The sequence below is a fragment of the Actinomadura barringtoniae genome (genome assembly GCF_017573505.1).
Classification (GTDB): domain Bacteria; phylum Actinomycetota; class Actinomycetes; order Streptosporangiales; family Streptosporangiaceae; genus Spirillospora; species Spirillospora barringtoniae.
Genome location: NZ_JAGEOJ010000030.1, coordinates 71494 through 91956, shown reverse-complemented (window position 1 = coordinate 91956; position 20463 = coordinate 71494). Strand labels below are relative to the sequence as shown.

The 20463-nt window shown below is 71.8% G+C and carries 15 protein-coding genes; 1 reads left to right on the top strand and 14 read right to left on the bottom strand.

All coding sequences use genetic code 11. The annotated features are described in order from the left end of the window. Positions 1 to 10: 10 nt before the first annotated feature. The 10 genes from J4573_RS48350 to J4573_RS48305 all read right to left on the bottom strand — a co-directional run bounded on the left by J4573_RS48350 (position 11) and on the right by J4573_RS48305 (position 14575). The gene (locus tag J4573_RS48350; protein WP_208263196.1) at positions 11 to 1096 is read right to left on the bottom strand and encodes a DegT/DnrJ/EryC1/StrS family aminotransferase; all 1086 of its coding nucleotides are present in this window, start codon (positions 1094 to 1096) and stop codon (positions 11 to 13) included. Further along, positions 1093 to 1767: an acetyltransferase gene (locus tag J4573_RS48345; RefSeq protein ID WP_208263195.1), complete on the bottom strand. Its 675-nt coding sequence runs from the start codon at positions 1765 to 1767 to the stop codon at positions 1093 to 1095. Before J4573_RS48345 ends, J4573_RS48350 begins: the two co-directional genes overlap by 4 nt. Next, positions 1751 to 3202, bottom strand: coding sequence for a lipopolysaccharide biosynthesis protein (locus tag J4573_RS48340; RefSeq protein ID WP_208263194.1), 1452 nt, complete (start codon positions 3200 to 3202; stop codon positions 1751 to 1753). The genes J4573_RS48345 and J4573_RS48340 overlap by 17 nt, the downstream gene beginning before the upstream one ends. Before the next feature lie 59 nt (positions 3203 to 3261). Then, complete coding sequence (locus tag J4573_RS48335; protein ID WP_208263193.1) at positions 3262 to 4485, bottom strand: glycosyltransferase; 1224 nt, start codon at positions 4483 to 4485, stop codon at positions 3262 to 3264. Beyond that, a complete protein-coding gene (locus J4573_RS48330) occupies positions 4482 to 5600 on the bottom strand; it encodes a DegT/DnrJ/EryC1/StrS family aminotransferase (RefSeq protein ID WP_208263192.1) in 1119 nt (372 codons plus the stop codon). The genes J4573_RS48335 and J4573_RS48330 overlap by 4 nt, the downstream gene beginning before the upstream one ends. Continuing rightward, entirely contained in the window at positions 5597 to 6796 is a 1200-nt protein-coding gene (locus tag J4573_RS56490) for a glycosyltransferase (RefSeq protein WP_208263191.1), read from the bottom strand. The genes J4573_RS48330 and J4573_RS56490 overlap by 4 nt, the downstream gene beginning before the upstream one ends. Then, entirely contained in the window at positions 6793 to 7761 is a 969-nt protein-coding gene (locus J4573_RS48320) for an NAD-dependent epimerase/dehydratase family protein (protein WP_208263190.1), read from the bottom strand. The genes J4573_RS56490 and J4573_RS48320 overlap by 4 nt, the downstream gene beginning before the upstream one ends. 58 nt (positions 7762 to 7819) lie before the next feature. Then, entirely contained in the window at positions 7820 to 8875 is a 1056-nt protein-coding gene (locus J4573_RS48315; protein ID WP_208263189.1) for a Gfo/Idh/MocA family protein, read from the bottom strand. A gap of 14 nt (positions 8876 to 8889) precedes the next feature. Further along, positions 8890 to 13761, bottom strand: coding sequence for a DUF4082 domain-containing protein (locus J4573_RS48310; RefSeq protein WP_307797504.1), 4872 nt, complete (start codon positions 13759 to 13761; stop codon positions 8890 to 8892). Positions 13762 to 13972: 211 nt separating this feature from the next. Continuing rightward, entirely contained in the window at positions 13973 to 14575 is a 603-nt protein-coding gene (locus J4573_RS48305; RefSeq protein WP_208263187.1) for an acyltransferase, read from the bottom strand. Between the two features lie 42 nt (positions 14576 to 14617). On the opposite strand from J4573_RS48305, the gene J4573_RS48300 reads away from it, so the two are divergent. Further along, positions 14618 to 15454, top strand: coding sequence for a glycosyltransferase family 2 protein (locus J4573_RS48300; protein WP_208263186.1), 837 nt, complete (start codon positions 14618 to 14620; stop codon positions 15452 to 15454). 8 nt (positions 15455 to 15462) lie between these two features. Here the strand turns inward: J4573_RS48300 and J4573_RS48295 are convergent, their stop codons facing one another. From J4573_RS48295 to J4573_RS48280, 4 genes are all read right to left on the bottom strand, one after another. Continuing rightward, positions 15463 to 16467 carry a glycosyltransferase family 2 protein gene (locus J4573_RS48295; protein ID WP_208263185.1) on the bottom strand — a complete coding sequence of 335 codons (1005 nt, stop codon included), beginning with the start codon at positions 16465 to 16467 and terminating at the stop codon, positions 15463 to 15465. Positions 16468 to 16555: 88 nt separating this feature from the next. Continuing rightward, positions 16556 to 18031 (bottom strand): protein kinase domain-containing protein, encoded by a 1476-nt coding sequence (locus J4573_RS48290; protein ID WP_208263184.1) that lies wholly within the window; start codon positions 18029 to 18031, stop codon positions 16556 to 16558. 70 nt (positions 18032 to 18101) lie between these two features. After that, a complete protein-coding gene (locus J4573_RS48285) occupies positions 18102 to 19178 on the bottom strand; it encodes a PDR/VanB family oxidoreductase (protein ID WP_307797503.1) in 1077 nt (358 codons plus the stop codon). 30 nt (positions 19179 to 19208) lie between these two features. Then, positions 19209 to 20090, bottom strand: coding sequence for a metal-dependent hydrolase (locus J4573_RS48280; protein ID WP_208263183.1), 882 nt, complete (start codon positions 20088 to 20090; stop codon positions 19209 to 19211). Positions 20091 to 20463 lie beyond the last annotated feature (373 nt).

The following is a 20463-nucleotide window of genomic DNA, read 5'->3' as shown; positions in this document are numbered from 1 at the left end:
CGGAACCCCTTCAGCCGAGGGACTTGCGCAGGGCGTCGGCGACCTGCAGCTGCTGTTCCTCGGTGATCTGAGGGAACATCGGCAGCGACAGGATCTCCCCGGCGGCCGCCTCGGCCACCGGGAAGTCGCCCGGGGCGTGGCCCAGATGGCGGAACGCCGGCTGGAGGTGCACCGGCACCGGATAGTGAACGCCGGTCCGCACCCCCAGTTCGCCCAGTCTCCCGGCGACCTCGTCCCGCCGGGGAACACGGATGACGTACAGGTGCCAGACGTGGTCCTCGCCCGCCGGGGGCGGCAGGACGACGTCCGGTAGGTCGGCGAGCAGCTCGTGGTAGCGGGCCGCCGCCGTGCGCCGTTGCTCGTTCCACCCGGCGAGGCGGCGCAGCTTGGCCCGGAGGACCACCGCCTGCAGGGTGTCCAGCCGCGAGTTGAAGCCCACGATCTCGTGGTGGTACTTCCGCTCGCTCCCATGGTCCCGCAGCAGCCGGACCTTCCTGGCGAGTTCGTCGGAATCGGTCACGACCGCTCCGCCGTCGCCGTACGCGCCGAGGTTCTTGCCGGGGTAGAAGCTCGTGGCGGCGATCGCGCCGAACAGGCCCGTGCCGTCGCGTTCGGCGCCCTGGGACTGGGCCGCGTCCTCCAGAACGGGAGGACCGAAGTCCAGGAAGTCCTCGACGCCGGCCAGGCGCCCGTAGAGGTGGACGGGCACGATCGCGCCGGTGGCCCGTCCGACGGCGTCGGCCGTCCTCGCGGGGTCCATGAGCAGGCGTTGGTCGTCCACGTCCACCAGGACGGGCATCGCACCCGCCCGGACCACCGCCTCGGCGGTCGCCACGAAGGTGTTGGCCGGGAGGATCACTTCCGAGCCCGGGCCCACGCCCAACGCGCGCATGGCCAGTTCCAGGGCGTCGGTGCCGTTGCCCACGCCGACGCAGTGCTCGGCGTGGCACAGGTGGGCGTACTCGCGTTCGAACGACTCGACGTCCTCGCCGTTCACGAACGCCGTCGTGGCGAGGACGCGATCGAATCCCGCCCGTACCTGCCGCTCCACCTCGGCGTGCGCGGCGGCCAGGTCAACGAAGGGGACGTCGGTCATGCTCGTTCTTCCTTTCGGTGGTGCGGCGACGGCCGCAGATATCGCGCTGGGGAGCCGATCCACACCTCACCTGGTGGTACGTCGTCGAGAACGACCGCGCCCATGCCGATCAGGGCGCCCGCGCCGATGGTGACGCCCTGGCGGACGAGCGCGCCCGTGCCGACGTACGCGCCGGAGCACACCCGGACGCCGCCGCTCAGCCGGGCCCCGGCGGCGATCGTGACCAGGTCCTCGATCACGTCGTCGTGGGTCAGCGTCACGTGCGGCATGATCGCGACGTGCGCGCCGACCCGGACGGCGGCGGTCAGCACCGTCTGGGCCAGCAGGACCGAGCCGGGGCCGATGCGCGAGGTCGGCGACACCCAGGCGGCGGGGTGGACCAGGGTGGCGTAGCGCGATTCCGGCAGGCCGAGCCGCCGCACGATCCGGCCTCGGCTGGCGTAGTCGCCGGGGCTCCCCGTGCAGACGACCAGCCGGGCGCCGGGACGTTCGGCCGCGACCTCCTTGGCGTTGCCCAGGATCGGCACGCCGTCGACCGCGGTGCCGATCCGGGCGGGGTCGTCGTCGGCGTAGCCCAGCAGGTTCCACTCGGGCATGGCGGTCACGGCCTGCGCGGTCTCGCGGCCGAAGCCGCCCGCGCCGACGATCACCAGGTCACGCGGAGCCGGCATCGGCGCCCTCCAAGGTTCGCAGCCCGCTGAGGGTGCCTCGGGTCCGGTGGAAGAACAGCGCGATCGCCGCGAGCGCGACCGTGCCGGCGACGCCGAGCGCGATCAGGTCGAGCGGGATCGCCAGGTGGGCGGCGACGGCGGCCAGCCCGACCGCCGCGGCGACCAGCGCGGGCGGCGCGAGCCGTGCCAGCACGGAGGTCACCGAGATCTCGTCCCGGTGCAGCTCCCAGAGGTAGAGCGGCAGGACGACGAGCGCGGCGACCGCGACGTGCGCGGCACCGACGCCCGGGATGCCCCACAGCCTGGCGCCCGCGACCAGCGCGGGGGTGAGCACGACCAGCCAGATGAGCTGGATGGTGAACACCGCGCGGGACTGGGCCAGCACGACGAAGTAGTCGTACATCAGCTCGAACATGATCCGCAGCCCGCCCAGGATCGCCAGCCACTGCAACGCGTCGGCCGCGGGCCCCCACTGCGATCCGTACACCAGCCTGATCAGCGGCTGGGCCGCGCCGGACAGCAGCAGGCAGATCGGCAGGGTCAGCCCGGCGAGCAGGCCGAGGGTGGACAGGAACGCACCGCGCAGCTTGGGCGGATCGTGCTGCAGGCGGGCGAACGCGGCGGGCGCGACGCTGCGGACCGGCTGGGAGAACATGGTGACCGGCCAGTTGGACAGGTTGAACGCCAGCACGTAGAAGCCGAGCGCGGTCGCGCCGAGCACGTTGCCGACGACCAGCTGGTCGACGGTGGCGACGGCGAAGACGACGACGCTCGACCCGGCCAGCGGCAGCCCGAACCGCAGCAGCGCCCGCGCCTTCTCGACGTCGAAGCCGAACCGCAGCGGCTCGGGTGAGGCCTTCACCAGCAGCAGCGCCGAGGCGGTGGCCCCGACCAGCCGCCCGATCGCCAGGCTCATCGCCCCGGTGCCGGTCGCGGCGAGCGCGATCGACACGACCGCGCCGCCCCAGTTGTTGACCTGGTCGGCGAGCATCTTGCGGTCCTGCCGGAAGCCGCGCTGCAGCAGCGCCGCCGGGACGGCGACGAGCCCGCTGACGACGACGCTGAGCGTGAGCAGCCTGATCACGCCGGTCGCCGCCGGCGCGCCCATCGCGGAGGCGAACGCGGGCGCGCCGAGGTAGCACCCGGCGTAGATCACGACGCTGGACGCCACCGAGATCGTCGCGACCGTGGGGGCGATCTCGCGCGGGTCGCCGGGCCAGCGCACGATCGCCAGGCTCACGCCCAGCTCGTGGAAGCTCAGCACGGCCAGCAGCGCGACCATCGCGACCGCGAAGACGCCGAACTCCTTGGGTCCGAGCAGCCGGGCGAGCGCGATGCCGATGGCCAGCGTTCCGAGCCGTGCCGCGGCCGTGTTGACCAGGCTCCAGCCGAGGGCCCGCGACGCCTTGCCGAACAAGGAGTCCTCGTCGCCCACCGTCAGACGTGTCTTCCTGGGGGGACGACCCCCCAGACCCCCCGGCAACCGCTCCTTCATCACTTGGCCACCGCGTTGAAGTCGTCGCGGGCGGCGGAGCCGCGGAGGCGGCGTGCCTTGCGCGCGACCTTGTAGGCCAGGACGCGGCCCGCGGAGGCGGCCACGTCCCAGCGTTCGGCGACGGCCGGTGCGGCCCGGGCCGCCAGCGCCTCTTCGTAGATCGTCTCCTGGACGCGGGCGGCGCGCTCAAGGCTGAACCTGCCGGTGACCACCTCACGCCCGTAGTCGCCCAGCTCCTTGCGGCGGCCCTCGTCGGCGGCCAGCTCGCGCAGCAGCAGTTCGAGGGTGGCGGCGCCTTCGCCGCCGACGCCGTACCAGCCCTGCTCAAGGAACGTGGCGCTCGTCTCCGGGGTGAGGAGCTCGAAGAAGCCCCGTTCCCCCTGAACGATGAGCGGCCGGGCGAACGCCATCGCGCGCAGCGCCGACCCGCCCATGCCGAGCGCGATGGACGCCGCCGCGTACGCGGGCCGCGGGTCGTCGATCGAGCCGGTCAGCACGACCGCCTGGCGGCCCGCGCGCCGGTTGACCTCGGCGGCGCGCGCCTCGACCACGTCGCGGCTCGGCCCGTCCCCCACGATGATCAGCCGCAGCGGCAGCTCGCCCGCGAGCCGGCCCGTCACCTCGATCGCCGTCAGCAGCCCCTCCAGCTTCAGCTCGGCGACCAACCGGCAGACCACGACCACGTCGATCGGCCCCGGCTCAAGCCCGAACCGCGAACGGAAGGCCTTGACCGGATGGCCCGGCGAGTTCGCCCGCACGTCCACCGGCGGCTCGATCAGGTGCACCGCGCCCGGACGGCTCCCCCGCCGGTCCAGGACCGACCGCCTGATCTGGCCGGTGCCGACCACCAGCGGCAGCGACGGCGGCAGGAACGGCGCGACCGACATCGACATCACCGTGCAGACCGCCGCCGAGCCCGCACGCGACCGCGCCGCGTAGAAGGCCTCCAGCCCGGGAGGCCACTCGTACCCGTGCACGATGTCGAAGCCGCGCTCGGCGACCAGCCGCCGCAGCAGCCGGACCGTCGACACCGACGGCCGCCGCCGCCCCGGATCCAGCGGAACGTGCTCGATCCCGGCCTCCAGGACCCGCTCCACGAGGGGACCGGGCTCGCCCGCGACGACCACCTCGTGGCCCAGGTCGCGGACCGCGCCGGCCAGTTCGATCGCGTTGAGCTGGCTGCCGCCGATCTCCATCGCGTGCGGATAGACCAGAACTCTCATAGGCGGGCCGCCACCACCTCGACGACCCGGTCCTGCTCGTCCGCCGTCATCTCGTGGAACAGCGGCAGGATCAGCGAGCGCGCGGAGAACCGGTCGGTCACCGGCAGGTCGGCCGGCACGCCGTCGTAGGCGGGCTCCCGGTGCGCGGCCATGATCCCGCGCCGCGCCGAGATCCCCGCGTCCATCAGCCGCTGCAGCAGCGCGTCGCGGCCGATCGGGTAGTCGTCCGGCAGCATGATCCAGAACGACTGGTAGTTGGTGCGCCCGTAGGCGGGGTCGCGCACGCAGGCGATGCCCGGCACGGCCGCGAACAGCCGCTGGTACCGCGCGGCGAGCTCCCGGCGCCGCGCGATGATCGCGTCCAGCCGGGTCAGCTGGACCAGGCCGATCGCCGCCTGCAGGTCGGTCATCCGGTAGTTGAAGCCGGTCTCCTCGTACTCCTCGATGACCACCTTCGCGCTGCCGTGCCGGTCGGCCGCGCTGACGCTCATGCCGTGCTCGCGCAGCCGCCGCGCCCGCTGCGCCCGTGCCTGATCAGCGACGGTGAGCATGCCACCCTCGCCGGTCGTGAGGAGCTTGCGCGGGTGGAACGACCAGGCGGCGAGCTCGGCGCCCGCGCCGACCGGCCGCCCGCGGTAGACCGAGCCGACGGCGCACGCCGCGTCCTCGATCACCACGACGCCCTGCGGCTCGCAGATGGCACGCAGCGCGTCCAGGTCGGCCGGCACCCCGGCCTGGTCGACCAGGATCACCGCGCGGGTGCGCGGGGTGAGCACCGCCTCGACGGTCTTGGCGGTGAGGTTGCCGGTCACCGGGTCCACGTCGGCGAAGACGACGTTGGCGCCCGCGTGCCGGACGACGTTGGCGGTGGCGATGAACGACAGCGACGGCACGACGACGTCGTCGCCGGGGCCGGCGCCCGCCAGCAGCAGCGCCAGGTGCAGCGCGGTGGTGCAGGAGGAGGTGGCCACGCCGTGGGCGGCGCCGACGCGTTCGGCGAAGGCGTGCTCGAACGCCGTGACGCGCGGTCCCTGGGCCACCCAGCCCGACCGTACGACCGCGGCGACCGCGGCGGCCTCCTCCTCGCCCAGCACGGGCCTGATCACCGGGATCACGGTGCCGGTTCCTCCTGTCGATCGGTGTGTTGCTCGGCGGAAGGGTCGATGTTCAGCAGCCGCGCGAAGGCGCGGGCGCGGTGCGTCCAGTCGTGCCGCCCGGCGAACGCGCGGCGTCGCCCGGCCAGCTCGGGCGTCGGTTCGGCGGCCAGCTCCAGGTCCACGGCGTGCACGAACTCGCGGACGGTGGACGCGGACCTGATGAGGTCCTCGCCGTCCTCGAACGCGCGCAGCCACCGCGTCGCGGGCAGGTCGGTCGAGACCGCGCCGCGCCCGGCCGCCAGATAGTCCAGGGTCTTGATCGGGAAGCTGGCGCGGTTGAAGTCGTCCAGCCGGTAGGGCGTGAGGCCCACCCGGATCGTGCCGAGGTAGGCGGGCAGCTCGGCGAAGCTCTTTCGACCGGTCCAGCAGACGTTCGGCCGGTCGGTCAGGGCGCGGAACCGTTCCGGCTCGTACGCGGCGTCATGCGGGCCGACCAGCAGCAGCGGATGCCCGGCCCCGGCCACCGCCTCCAGCAGCCCGAGGTCGATGCGCGCGTTGATGTGCCCGGCGAACCCGACGGCGGGCCGGTCGAACCTCGGCACGTCGTCCGGCCAGGGCGCGTCGTCGATGCCGGTGTAGGCCTCGGGCGCGCAGCCGTTCGGGATCAGCACCGCCTCGCAGCCGCGCTGGCGGAACTGGTCGCGCAGCGGCGGCGACACCACCGCCACCTCGTCGGCACGCGCGATCATCCGGTCCCGTACGGCGGCCAGCCGGCGCCGGGGCAGCCTGATCAGCCCGGCCCCGGCGACCAGGTCGTCGGTGGCGTAGTAGACGGTCCGGGCGCCCGGCACCGCGCCGAGCGTCTCGATGTGCGTCGCGACGACCACCGCCGACACGGTGTCGCCGAGCGTGGCCGCCAGCCGTCGCGCCGCCTGCCGGGCGGATCGGCGGACGAGCGCGGCGGTGAGATGGTGCATGCCGCTCCGGTACGCGCCGGGCAGCACCCGGGGGCACAGCCTCCACAGGCGCGGGGTGACCTTCCGCAGCGTCGATCCGCGCAGCGAGCCGGCGAGCTGCGGCTGCCGCAGCGGCGTCAGCACCGACACCGGCGGATCGACGTACAGCACCGGCGTGAACGCGCTGAGCCTGTCGGCCAGCTGCCGGTCGGTCCCCGCGACCCCGTCGTAGGCCGTCCCCCCGAAGTAGACGATCACACGGGCTCCTGGCGTTCGGCCCGCCACCACTCGACGAGCCGCCGCAGTCCCTCGTCCAGCCCGATCTGCGCCTTCCAGCCGAGCTCGCGCTGCGCCGCGGACACGTCGGCGAGCCGCCGGACCACGTTGTTGACCTTGCGGGCCGGGCCGTACTCCACGCCCAGGTCCTCGGCGTCCATGATCCGCAGCAGCGCGTCGGCGAGCTCGCGCAGGCTGGTCTCGGTGCCGCTGCCGATGTTGAAGACCGCGCCCGTCGCCTCGCCCTCGGCCGCGAGCAGGTTCGCGCGGGCGATGTCCTCGGTGAAGACGAAGTCCATGGTCTGGAGCCCGTCGCCGAGGATGAGCGGCGGCTTGCCCTCCACGATCCGCTCCATCCAGCGGATCAGCACCTCGGTGTAGACGCCGTACACGTCCATCCGCGGGCCGTAGACGTTGAAGTAGCGCAGCGCCACGTAGTCCAGGCCGCGCATGGTGTGGAAGCTGCGCAGCATGCCCTCGTTGAACGCCTTGGCCGCGCCGTAGAAGGTGTCGTTGGCGTACGGATGGTGGTCCTCGGCCGTGGGGAACCGCTCGGCCATCCCGTACACCGACGCCGACGAGGACGCGACGACCTTGCGCACCCCGGCGTCGGCCGCCGCCTCGATCACCTCGTACGTGCCGTCGACCAGCACCTCCAGCGCCAGCCGCGGCTCCTCGGCGCACTGCGTGATGCGGATCGCGGCCAGGTGGAAGACCAGGTCCATCCCGGCGGTCAGCGACCGCACGAGCCTGCCGTCCCGGATGTCGCCCTCGACCACGCGCAGCCGCCCGGTCTCGGCGGCGCCCGCGAGGTTGGCCCGCCGCCCCCTGACGAAGTCGTCCAGGACGACGACCTCGGCGGCGCCCGCCTCGACCAGCTGGTCGACGACGGTGGACCCGATGGTCCCGGCTCCCCCGGTCACCAGGGCACGGGCTCCAGCGATCATGCTCTCCTCCTCGAGGGGGGACGACCCCCCACTCCCCCGGAGCGCTCGCTCCGCTCACTCATGCGTTCTCCCTTATGACGTTCTCTACCTGAACGAGCGCGCCGCCGGCCGCGACGCTCCTCGTGGCGGCCTCCAGCAGGCCGACGACCCGCAGGCCCGAGCCGCCGTCGGTGGTGGCCGGGCGGCCCTCATTGATCGCGCCCGCGAGCTCGGTCATGACCTCGCGCAGCGCCTCGCGTTCGGGCAGCGCCGGGACGAGGATGTCGCCGACGCGGTAGGAGATCAGGGCCTGGTGCCGCTCGTCCTGCCCGAGCGAGCTGGCCTCGGCCCGGTCCACGCCGCGGTCGTACACCGCCAGGCGCTGCACCGGGTTCAGGTCGTCCCACACGATCGTGCGGCGCGACCCGCCGATCACCGTGGTCCGGATCTTGGTCGGGCTGAGCCAGTTGACGTGCACGTGCGCCATCACGCCGGTCGACAGGTGGACCGACAGGTGCGCCACGCAGAGCCGCCCGGCGTCGATCGGGTCGCTGCCGCGCGCGGCGACGGCCTCGACCGTCACGTCCGGCGGCAGCACGAAGTCCAGGATCGACAGGTCGTGCGGCGCCAGGTCCCACAGCACGTCCACGTCCGGCTGCACCAGCCCGAGGTTGATCCGCACCGAGTCGACGAACTGCACGTCGCCGATCTCGCCGCCGTGGATCAGCTCGCGGATCTTCCGTACGGCCGGGGTGTAGCAGTAGGTGTGGTCGCACATCAGCACCAGCCCGGACTGCTCGGCGAGCCTCACCAGCTTGGCGCTCTCAGAAACGCTCGGCGTGAGCGGCTTCTCGACCAGCACGTGCTTGCCGGCCTCCAGCGCCGCCCGCACCAGGTCGAAATGGGTGGCCGCGGGGGTGGCGATCGCCACCGCGGCCACGTTCGGATCGTCCAGCACCCGCTGGTAGGACGACGTCGCCCGAACGGTCGTGTAGGGGCCGAGGACGGCGCGGGCCCGCGCCTCGTCCAGGTCGCACAGCCACTCCAGCTTGAGAGCCGGAGTGGCCTGCGCGGTCCGCACGAGGTTCGGTCCCCAGTAGCCGGCGCCGATCACGGCCAGGCCGATGGGTTCCATCAAAGGTGTTCTCCTCAAGGTTGGGTTGTGGTGAACACGACATCGATCCAGTAGTTGGAGCTGGACGGGCTGCTCGGGAAGCCACCGGAGCCGTAGCCGTAGACGCCGTTGGCTCCGTCGGCCCCGTTCTGCAGGGCGTGCAGCGGCGGCGCGTCGACACCGGCGTTCTGGAAGCCGCCCACGTCCGCCGAGTAGTGGCCGTTCGGGGCGAGGTAGGACACCACGTAGGTGTCGCCCGCCGTCACCTGGACCGGCGTGGAGAACGTGACCTCCTGCCAGCCGGCCGCCGACTCGTTGGAGAACGTCGCGGTGGCGAGCTTGGTCCCGTCCTTCTTCCACAGGTTGCCGACGTGCGTCCCGGTGTTGCCGACGCCCTTGTAGAAGCGCATCCCGGTGACCCAGCCGTTCGAGTCGGCCTTCCACTTGGTGCCGACCTCGACCGAGCTGGAGTCGTCCACGTCCGCGATCTGCGGCGTCGCCTCGTCCGTCCAGATCGAGCAGGGACAGGTGCCGGGCGTCGTCTGCTTGGCCGTGGTGAACGACCAGGTCTTCGAGCCCGACATCGTGTTGCCCGCCAGGTCCTTGGCGCCCTGCACCTTCACCGTGTAGGCCGTCTTCCAGGCCAGCGGCGAGTCCGGGACGAAGGAGGAGGTCTTGCTCGCCGAGTCGTAGCTCAGCGAGCCCGAGACCGCCGCCCCGCCCGGGCCGGTGAGGGTCATCTGCACCGTGCTGCCCTGGACGTCCTCGTCGAAGGTGACCGACGGGTGCACCGCGCGCGGCACGCTCGTCGCCCCGTCGGGCGGCCCGACCGCGTCGATCGTCGGCGGCGTGGTGTCACCGGGCGAGGCGACCGAGAAGATCGGGTCGACCCAGTAGTTGGCGCCACCGTAGGTCTGGTTCGGGAACCGCGAGGTGTTGCTGTAGATGTACAGCCCGTTCCCGCTCGCCGAACCGGTGTCCGGTGCGCTCAGCGGCGCGTTGACGTAGGCGTTGTTGAAGAAGCCGCCGTCCACCGCGTAGTTGCCCTTGGGCGCGTAGTACGAGGCGACGTAGGCGTCCCCCGCGGTGATGTGCGCGGGCGCGGAGAACGTCATCGTCTGCCAGCCCGAGGCCGTCTCGCCGGTGAACGTGCCGGTCGCCATCTTGGTGCCGTCGTTCTTCCACAGCGTCCCGATGTGCGTGCCGGTGTTGTTCGCGCCCTTGTAGAAGCGCACGCCCGACACCCAGCCGTCCTGCGAGGCGACGAACCGCACGCCGAGCTCGACCGCGCCGTTGTCACCGGACGAGGCGACGGTCGGCGTCGCGTCGCTGGCGAACAGCGTGCACGGGCACGAGCCGGACGTGGTGAACGACCACGACGTGGTGCCGCTCATCGTGTTGCCCGCGATGTCCTTGGCCCCGCTCACGCTCGCGGTGTAGGCGGTGCCCGCCGCCAGCCCCGAGGACGGGGTGAACGTCAGGACCCTGCCCGAGGAGTCGAGCGCGGAGCTGCCCGCGACCGCCTGGCCGCTCGGGCCGGCGACGGTGAACGTCGCGCTGCCCGACCGGATGGGCTCGTTGAAGGTCACCTTGACCTTGCCGCTCGTCGGCACGCTGGTGGCCGAGTTGCCGGGGCTCTTGGCCGCGACGGTCGGCGGCGTGACGTCCGGCGGCGGGTCATAGACCACGTCCACCCAGTAGTTGGTCTGGCCGGCCGACTGGCTCGGGAAGCCGCGCGCGCCGTACTTGAACACGCCGTTCCCGCCGCCGTTGCCGTCCGCGAGCGCGTGCAGCGGCGGGTTGTCCGCCGCGCGGCCGAGGCCGCCGTAGTCGGCCGAGTACCAGCCCTTGGTGGTGTGGTACGAGGCGATGTAGGTCGTGTTGGCGGTCACCTGGACCGGGGTGGAGAAGCGGACCTCCTGCCAGCCGAGCGTCGACTCGCTCGTGAACGTCGCGCTCGCGAGCTGCTGCTGGCCGGTCGTCCACAGCGTCCCGATGTGGGTGCCGTCGTTGTTGCGTCCCTTGTAGAAGCGGATGCCCTTGATGTAGCCGTCGGTGTCGGCGGTGAAGCGGACGCCGAGCTCCAGCTCGTTCGGGTCGTTCACGCCCTCGATCGCGGGCGTGGTGTCGTCCGACCAGATGCTGCACGGGCAGTTGCCCGGCTGCGGTGTGGCCTGGGCGGTCGTGAAGGTGTAGGTGAAGTCCTGCATGGTGTTGCCCGCGTCGTCCTTGGCCCCGCTGACGGTCGCCGTCAGCTTGGTGGCGTTCGGCAGCTGGGCGGACGGGGTGAACGTCATGACCGTGCGCGAGGCGTCCATGCTGGCCGAGCCCGCGACGGTGTCCGTCCCGTTCTTGACGGTGAACGTCGGCGTGCTCGTCTGGACGGGCTCGCTGAACGTCACGGTCGGCTTGGTCGAGGTCTTCACGCTCGACGAGCCCGCGTACGGGGCGTTGTCCACGATCGTGGGCGGCATCGTGTCCGGCGGCTTCACCGTCACGAACGTGGCGTCCACGTAGTAGTTGCCGCCGTGGTAGGTGAGCTCGGGGTAGCCGGCGCTACCGGACTTGTAGACGCCGTTGCCGTTGTCGTCGGTGGCCTTCGGCGCTGTCAGCGGCGGGCTGACGTGCGGCGTGATGGAGAAGTAGTCCGGATCGGCCGCGTAGTGCCCGTTCGGTGCGAAGTAGGAGACGACATAGGTGTGCCCGGCCGTCACGGCGATCGCCGTCGGGAGCTCGGCCGACTGCCAGCCGGACGCGGTCTCGTTGGTGAACGTCGTCGTCGCGAGCCGCGACTTGTCGGTGGTGTCCCACAGGCTGCCGGTGTGCGTGCCGGTGTTGCCCGTTCCCTTGTAGAAGCGGATGCCCGTCACCCAGCCGGACACCGACGGGGTGAACTTCACACCGGCCTCGAGCGAGGTCGTGTCGCTGTCGGCGGGCTTGGCGGGCACGGTCGAGTCGCCGAACAGATGGCACGGGCAGGCGACGCTCACGCCGATCCCGGCACCCGGGTTCTCGATGTTGCCGCTGTCGTCGGTCGCCCTGGTCTTGATCGTGACGGCCCCGTTGCCGGTCGCGTCGAACTTGTAGGTCCACGAGGCGCGGCCCGTCGCCGGGTGCCAGGTGGTGCCGCCGTCGGTGGATACCTCGACGCCGCCGACCTGGCCGCCACCGCCGTCGGTCGCGGTGCCGGTGACGGTCACGGTGCGGCCGTTCACGATCTGCGTGCCGGACGTCGGCGAGGTGATCGTCGAGGTCGGCGCGGTGTGGTCGGTGGACGCCGACGCCGCGCTCAGCCCGGTCTGCAGGGTGAGCGGCTGCACGCCCATGTCGGCGAACAGGTTGACGGTCGCCTGCCGCATGTTGGAGTCGGGTGCCGTGGGCGCCTCGGACGGCCCGTCATGGTCGGCGTCCAGACCCCACGACCACTGCACGGTCCCGGCGCCGAACACCAGCGCGCCGCTCGGCGCCCGGTACAGCGTCAGATGGTGGGTCGCGGTGCCGGGCGCGACGTCCTTGCCGTAGTCGATGAGCTTCTCGGGCACATCGGCCGTGGTCGTCGACATCTGGACCAGGCCCGCGGGTCTGGACCCGTTGTCGATGTCCTCGTCCCACTCGTACCCGAGCGTCTGGTCGGGCAGCGTCCAGGTGGCGCCGGCCGACTGGCCGGCTATCTGTGTGCCGCGCCAGAAGCGCATCTTCCCGTCGGCGGCGGGCACCTTCATGGCGATGCCGCAGCAGTTGACCGTCCAGATCGTGCCGGTCAGCCCGTTCTCGGGGCGGCCGCCGTCGGCGGGCGGGCTGAAGCGCGGGTCACGCCAGCTGCCCGTCCACACGTTCGGGGTGGGGTCGGTCTTGGCGTTGTCGCGGGTCTCCTTGTAGGTCACCAGCGTGCGGTACGAGGTGTTCGAGCCGTCGGTGGAGTTCTCCCACCGCGTCTTCCAGAAGACCTCGTTGCCGCTGAAGAACGCCAGGTTGACGCCCGCGTCACGGGCCGCCTCGACGTTGGCGCGCTCGGTCCCCGACCAGTACTCGTCGTGGCCGACCGACATGAAGACCTTGTGGTTCTTGATGAGGGCTCCGCGCTGGTCGACGTCGGAGCTGCTCATGTAGCTGACGTCGTAGCCGTTGGCCTCCAGGTAGCGGACCATCGGGTACTCGTTGGCGAAGACGAAGTCGCGGCCCCACGGCGTGCCCTCGCGGGTGTCGAACGGCCGGTTGTAGCTGACCTTGACGGCCCGGCCGGGCGCGGCGGTGCTGTCGCCGAAGTAGAGGCTGTTGCCGCCCCACCGGTTGTAGGCCTGCCAGGTGGAGTCGGAGGTCTTGAAGACCATGTCGGAGTGGCTGGCCTCGTTGCGGACGACGAACAGGATGTGGTTGTCGTCGTCGGTGCCGTCGGTGCGGGTGATGTGGGCGAAGTAGATGCCCGACACGGCGGTCGAGGGCACCGTCCAGGACGCCGAGACGCCCCAGTTGCCGCAGTCGATCAGACCGGTCGCGTCGTCGGTCCGGCAGCTCGGCTGGGTCTGCGGCAGGGACGCCGACGGAGACACCGAAGCGATCTTTCGGGCGCCATTACCGCCGTAATAGCCCATCCGGTAGATGTCGATGGTGTAGGACCGCGCGGGTGTCTTTATTTTGAACCCGACCTGCTGTCCGACATTAACGCTGAATGACGTCGAGAAGCCCTCGATCGTCTGTCCGCCGCCGGAGATCTTTTCCCACTCCGAGGACGGTGATCCAGGTTTGGAATTCTCGCACGCGATGGGATTGCCGCCCGCGTCGCAGGGACCCGCGGCGGCCCGTACCGCCGGCGTCGCCAGGGCGGTTACACCCGCCGCGACCAGTGCGAACAGCAGTATGACGAAGACCGGTCCCCCGGCGCCCCGTCGTGTCTTTCCCCGATTCATGACACACACGACCAGCGCATTAGTTCCCCTCAGGCTCCACCCGTTGAGCAGAACCACGGATGCCTGACCGAGAACCCGTGTCCACCCCGACTACCGGGCTCGACAAAGCCCGTACTCGAAAGCACTCCGACTATAAGCGGGGATCACAGTTGTGCAGCCCCATTGGCCGGAGTAGGACTTGACCTGAAGGGGCGTCATCTGGAAGCGCGACTCACGCGTCCCGCGCCCGGCTGAGCCGCCCGTCGATCTCCACGTACTTCTCGCCGGTGCGCGGGCAGAGCCAGTGCCCCTCACCCTCGTCCTTGAGCGGCTCGCCCGCACGGCCGACCCAGCCGATCCGCTTGGCCGGGCTGCCGACGACGAGCGCGTGGTCGAGGACGTCGCGGGTGACGACCGCGCCGGCGCCGACGAGCGCGTACCGCCCGATCGTGAGCCCGGCGACGACGACGGCGCGGGCTCCGACCGACGCGCCCTCCCGTACGGTCACGCCGAGCGCGTCCCAGTCACCAGGCCGCTTCAGGCCACCGTCCACGTCCGCCGAACGCGGATACATGTCGTTGGTGAGGACCACCGCCGGGCCGATGAACACCCCGTCCTCCAGCACGGCGGGCTCGTACACCAGCGCGTGGTTCTGGAGTTTGACCCGGTCACCGAGCCGCACGCCGGGCCCCACGTACGCGCCGCGGCCGATGATGCAGTCGCGCCCGACGGCGGCGTCCTCGCGCACCTGCGCCAGATGCCAGACCGTCGTGCCCTCGCCGATCAAGGCGCGCTCGTCGACGTCCGCGCTGGCGAGGATGCGGGCTTCGGCCATTGGTTCCTCCGGGCTCATGTCGGTGGTTCATACTCGGCGGTTGTGGTGAGCATCGTGATCCCCGCGCACAACGAGGAACGGGTCATCGGCAGGCTGCTGGACGGCCTGCTCGCCGAGGCCGAGCCCGGTGAGCTCGACATCGTGGTGGTGCCGAACGGCTGCACCGACGAGACCGCGCAGGTCGCGGCGGCGTACGGCGACTCGGTCCGGGTGGTCGAGTCGCCCGAGGCGTCCAAGGCGGTCGCGCTGCGGGTCGGCGACGAGGCCGCGCGCGGCTTCCCCCGGCTGTACGTGGACGCCGACGTGGAGCTGCGGACCGGCGACGTACGGGCGCTGGCGGAGGCCCTGGCACGGCCAGGTGTGGCCGCCGTCGCCCCGGCCCGCCGCCTCGACATGACCGGACGGCCCGCGCTGGTCCGCTCGTACTACCGGGTCTGGACGCGGCTGCCGGAGGTGCGGCGCGGGCTCTTCGGGCGCGGCGTCGTCGGCGTGACGGGCGAGGGGCACGCCAGGCTGGCCGCGCTCCCGCAGGTGATGGCCGACGACCTGGCGTCCTCGCTGGCCTTCGACGCCAAGGAACGGGCCGTGGTCGACTCGGCGTTCGTCGTCGTCCACCCGCCGCGCACGTGGGGCGACCTGCTGCGGCGGCGCGAACGGGCCGCCGTGAGCGTGGAGCAGCTGGAGAACGCCGAGCTCGACCAGCCCGGCGGATCGGCGCGGACCAGCCCGTCCGACCTGGTCGCGATGGTCAAGCGCGAGCCGCGGCTGGCGCCGCACGTGGCCGTCTTCCTCGCGGCGGCGGTCATCGCCCGGAGGCGGCAGGCGCGGCGGCGCGGCGACTACTCGACGTGGCAACGCGACGAGAGCAGCCGAGCCTGAACGGGCCGTCACCCGCGCGGCCATCCGCCCGTCCAGTCGCGCCTGGCCTCCCAGAGGCGGCGCCAGTCATCGCCGGAGGTGGTGGGGCGTCCCTGCCGCTGCGCGCGTACCGACAGCACCCGGCCTAGCGTCGCGCGCAGGAGGACGCCGGACGCGAGGAGCGCCACGGCGGGCCTGCGGGCGCCCGGGCGCAGGTGGCGGCGCACTAGGGTGGCCTTGCCGGTGAACAGCAGCTTGAGCTTGCCGATGCTGGTCGACGAGCCGCCGCCCTCGTGCACGAACGCGGCCTGACCCGTCACGGTCGGCCGGTAGCCGAGGGCCGCCGCGCGCAGGCACAGGTCGGCGTCCTCCCCGTACATGAAGAAGCCGCGGTCGAACCCGCCGGTCTCCTCCCACAGCTTGCGCGACACGAGCATGAACCCGCCGGTCACGATCGGCGCGGTGCGGGCCTCGGTCGCGCGTTCCGACCAGGGCCGCGGCGACTCGGGGTCGAACGCCCGGCTGCCGGGGAAGAGCGTGCTGAGCATCGAGGCGAAGCAGAACGTCGACCACAGCGACGGCCGCCCCCACCACGAGCGCGGGTCGGTCGAGCCGTCGGCCGCGACGCACCGGCCGCCGACGATGCCGCGCCGCTCGTCGGCGAGCCCGCAGTCCAGCAGCGCCGCGATGCTGCCCGGCGCGGGCTGCGCGTCGGGGTTGACGAACACCAGCCATGGAAAGCGTGCCCGGTCCACGCCCTCGTGGATCCCGTAGGCGAAGCCGCCGTTGTTGCCGGTCTCGACGACGCGGGCGTCCGGGGCCACCGTGCGCGCGACCTCGGGCGTCTCGTCGCCGGAGTCGTTGTCGACGATGATCAGCTCGGCCGGGACCTCCCCGATGGCCTTGCGCAGCGAGGCGACGCAGGCCTCGATGTAGCGCGCGCTGCGGTAGGTGAGAACGATGATCGACACTCCTGGCGCGGGCGGCTGATCCGCCGGGCCGAGGAACCGGGTTCCAGTGAGATCGGGCCGCACGGACACAGGGTGCCCCATGAAGCCGGGTGCGCCCGCTCCCCTGACCGGTCGTGGTCAGGGGTCGGGTCAGCCGATGATCTGAGCGGGATCAGCCGCCGACGGGCGGGTCCTCGTCGGGCAGCGACCAGCCGAACGCGACCAGCAGCCAGAACGCGACCATGACCCAGCCGAGCGCGATGCCCGTGATCGCCAGGCCGAGCCCGCGCTGCTTGTTGCGGCTGATCTTGTACCAGGCGATGTGCCCGGCGACGATCGCGGGGATGGAGGAGATCCCGCAGGTGAGCAGGCCGACCGCGCCGAACGACACCGCGTAGATCGCGGCGTGGCTGTAGCCGGGCTGGGCCGGGGCCTGCGCCGTGTAGCCCTGCTGCGTGTAGGCGGGCTGGGCGAACGCGGCCTGCTGGCCGTACGAGGGCTGGGTGTAGGCGCCCTGGTTGTAGCCGCCCTGCGCGAAGCCGGGCTGGCTGCCCCGGGCCCGCTGGTACCAGTAGTCGGCCTCGGCGGTCTGACCGCGCCAGCTCAGCAGCACGCCCAGGTTGTACATCGCCGCCGTGTCCCCCGCCTCGGCGGCCTGCCGGTACTGCCGTTCCACCAGCGCGGCCGCGTCGTCGGTGCTCATCGCGGGCGGCGGCAGGATCGACTGGTTCGGCTGAGCGGGCGCGGGCTGGTTCTGCTGAACGGGCTGGGGCGTGGGCGGCGGAGTCGGCTGGGGTGTCGGCGGCAGGGTCTGCTGCGGCGCGGGCCGGGACGAGGCGGACTTGGAGCTGGAGACCAGGCGTTCCAGCACCTGCTGCGCGGTCGGGCGGTCCTTCGGGTCCTTGGACAGGGCCTCGCGGACGACCTGGAGCACGACGCCGTCCAGGCCGCTCAGGTCGGGCTCGGCGCTCATGATCTGGTGGATCATCGCCGGGATCGAGTCGCCGGTGAAGCAGGTCGCGCCGCGCGCGGCGAACGCCACGGTCGCGCCCCAGGCGAACACGTCGGAGGCGGCGGTCGCGGGCGTGCCGGTGAGCTGCTCGGGCGACATGAACGCGGGCGTGCCGATGATGCCGCCGGTCGCGGTCAACCGGGTCGCGTCCGTGTGCCGCGCGATGCCGAAGTCGATCACACGCGGGCCGTACGGGGACAGCAGCACGTTGGCGGGCTTCAGGTCGCGGTGCACGACCCCGGCGTCGTGGATCGCGGTCAGCGCGGAGGCCATGCCGACCGCCAGCGCCTCCAGGTCGGCGCCGCTCAGCCTGCCGTCGCGCCGTACCGCCGCGTCCAGGCTCGCGCCGGACACGAACTCGGTGACCAGATAGGGCGGGTCGGCCTTGGGGTCGGCGTCCAGGACGGGCGCGGTGCAGAACGGGCGCACCCGCTGGGCCGCGTTGACCTCGGCCTCGAAGCGGGCCCGGTACTGCGCGTCCGCCGCGTACTCCCGCCGGATCACCTTGATCGCGACCTTGCGGCCGTCGTCGCCCAGGCCGAGGTAGACGGTGCCCATCCCGCCCTCGCCGAGGCGCCTCATCACCTGGTACGGGCCGATGCGCGCAGGCATATCGAGGTGGGGCGTTTCCGGCACGATCTACTCCTCGATGACCTGGCTGAAGCCCCTCAAGCGTCGCATATCACCGGTCGCGCCGGGGACACGATCAGAGGTCGAGCCCGATCCGGCCGCCACTGGCCCGGGAGACGCAGATCAGCATCGAGTCCTCGCCGGCCCGATCGGAGGAGGCCCGCCGGTCGACGTCGCCGGACAGGACGCCGACCCGGCAGGTGCCGCAGAAGCCTTGCTGGCACGAATAGGCCACGTCGGGCAGCTCGGCCTTGATGGCCTCCAGCGCGGACCGGTCGGCGGGAACGGTGATCGTCTTGCCGCTGCGCGCGAGTTCGACCTCGAACGGCTGCCCGCCGACCACCGGAGCAGGGGCGAACCGTTCGAAATGCAGGGTGCCGGAGGCGCGCTCGCCCGCCCGGAACGCGGCGCGGACGCCGTCGATCATCGGCGCGGGCCCGCAGCAGTAGATCGCGGCGTCGCCCGGCGTGCCCGCGAGCAGGTCGGCGCAGTCGGGCACACCGTGCTCGTCGTCGGTCCGTACGGTGACGCGGCCCTCGGGCAGGCCCTCCAGCTCGTTCAGGAAGGGCAGGGAGGCCAGGTCGCGGCCGGTGTAGATCAGCCGCCAGTCGGCGCCGACGCGCTGCGCGGCCTTCACCATCGGGAGGATCGGGGTGATGCCGATGCCGCCCGCCAGGAAGAGGTACCGCTCGTTCGGCAGGAACGGGAAGGCGTTGCGCGGGCCCTGCACCCTGACGACGCGGCCCTCGGTGAGCGTCTCGTGCACCTCCAGCGAGCCGCCCTCGCCGCCGGGCAGCCGCCGCACCGCGATCCGGTAGGACGTGCGGTCGGCCGGGTCGCCGCACAGCGAGTACTGCCGCCGACGCCCGGACGGGAGCCGCAGATCCAGATGGCATCCGGGCTGCCATGCGGGCAGCGGCGCGTTGTTCCAGGTCGCGAGCCTGATGCTGACGACGTCCTCTGCCTCCTGCGTGACCTCACGGACCAGCAGGATCAGCTCGCGGCTGAGCGGGCGCGGGGCGCGCGTGACGCGGGCACGACGCAGGCTCCGGACCCGTTCGATGCCGGTGAAGAACCGGGTGACGGCCACCAGGAAGGGGTCGTGCTCCCGCCGCCCGTGCAGGTCGGGCGGGATGTCGAACACGTTCTTCACAGCAGCACCTTCTTCACAGCAGCACCTTCTTCACCGCAGCGCCGCCTGCGCGGCCGGGGACGACGCGAGGTAGGCCAGCGCCTGCGCGGTGTCGCCCTCGGTGGCCGGGCTGTAGCCCGGCTTGAGGTAGCGCCGGATCGACCCGCCCATCTCGCCGAACGTGGGCAGCAGGCCCTTCGGCCCGAGGGTCTTGAAGTGGTGCAGCCCGCCCTTGTACTTGCCGCCGGCGATGGGGTCGTTGTCGAGCAGGAACACGTGGCCGCGGTGCCACAGCGTCATCAGCATGGCGATGACCTGGGTGAACGCCCGGACCCGCGCGGTGTAGCGGCCGTCCAGGTGCATGAACAGGTCGTGCGCCACGTGCCGGTGCTCGACCTCCTCTGCGCCGTGCCAGCGCAGCAGGTCCATCATCGTCGGGTCGGCGCCCGCCTCGTCCAGCGCCTTCGCATCGAGGATCCACTGGCCGAGCAGATGGGTGAAGTGCTCGATCGCCGCGATGATCGCGATCCGTTCGAACAGCCAGCCCCGCGCGCGGTCCCCGGTCAGGTGGTCGCGGTCGCCCATCAGGCTGCCGAAGATGAACTCCACCTGCCGCACGAACGGCCGGGTGTCCAGGCCGAGCTCGCGGAAGTGGTCGAGCACCTCGTCGTGGCTGGAGGCGTGCACCGCCTCCTGCCCGATGAAGCCCAGCACGTCCTCGCGCACCCGGTCGTCGGTGATGTACGGGAGGGCGTCCTTGAAGATCTTGACGAACCACTCCTCACCGGCCGGGAGCAGCAGGTGGAGCACGTTGATGAAGTGCGTGGCCACCGGCTGGTCCGGAATCCAGTGCAGCGGCACCGCCGACCAGTCGAAGCTGACGTCGCGGGCCTGGATGACCAGATGGTCAGGCTCGGCGAGCTGGGCGCTCATGCGGGGCCTCCCCCGGGGTGTGCTGGGAAAGCAATGGCTTATTGACGAACAGTCCAGAACGTTACATCGCCCGATGTCACGGAACAACGGACCCGTCCCGTGAGGCTGGTCACCCGGTCCGTAGAGCCCATTGTGATTACTCTGCGTAGTCAGTAGATTTCTTGTCGTGCACGCCGGGCCTTCCCGTACAGGCCCGGCGCGCACCCGCGCCGAATGGTCTTCTTACAGGTGCTGTTCATCACACCATCGCATGGACCATTGCTGACCTGCGCACCTCAATTGTCCAGGCTCCGATGGACAAAGCTCTGGATTTTCCCCGCTTGACCCGCCGACCGCCGCGTTGTGAACCTGGCCGAGCAAGATCATCCACCCC

Bases quoted from the DNA above. Each gene is read 5' to 3' on its own strand.
- J4573_RS48350 (WP_208263196.1), bottom strand. From the start codon at position 1,096: ATGACCGACGTCCCCTTCGTTGACCTGGCCGCCGCGCACGCCGAGGTG.
- J4573_RS48345 (WP_208263195.1), bottom strand. From the start codon at position 1,767: ATGCCGGCTCCGCGTGACCTGGTGATCGTCGGCGCGGGCGGCTTCGGC.
- J4573_RS48335 (WP_208263193.1), bottom strand. From the start codon at position 4,485: ATGAGAGTTCTGGTCTATCCGCACGCGATGGAGATCGGCGGCAGCCAG.
- J4573_RS48320 (WP_208263190.1), bottom strand. From the start codon at position 7,761: ATGATCGCTGGAGCCCGTGCCCTGGTGACCGGGGGAGCCGGGACCATC.
- J4573_RS48315 (WP_208263189.1), bottom strand. From the start codon at position 8,875: ATGGAACCCATCGGCCTGGCCGTGATCGGCGCCGGCTACTGGGGACCG.
- J4573_RS48310 (WP_307797504.1), bottom strand. From the start codon at position 13,761: ATGAATCGGGGAAAGACACGACGGGGCGCCGGGGGACCGGTCTTCGTC.
- J4573_RS48305 (WP_208263187.1), bottom strand. From the start codon at position 14,575: ATGGCCGAAGCCCGCATCCTCGCCAGCGCGGACGTCGACGAGCGCGCC.
- J4573_RS48280 (WP_208263183.1), bottom strand. From the start codon at position 20,090: ATGAGCGCCCAGCTCGCCGAGCCTGACCATCTGGTCATCCAGGCCCGC.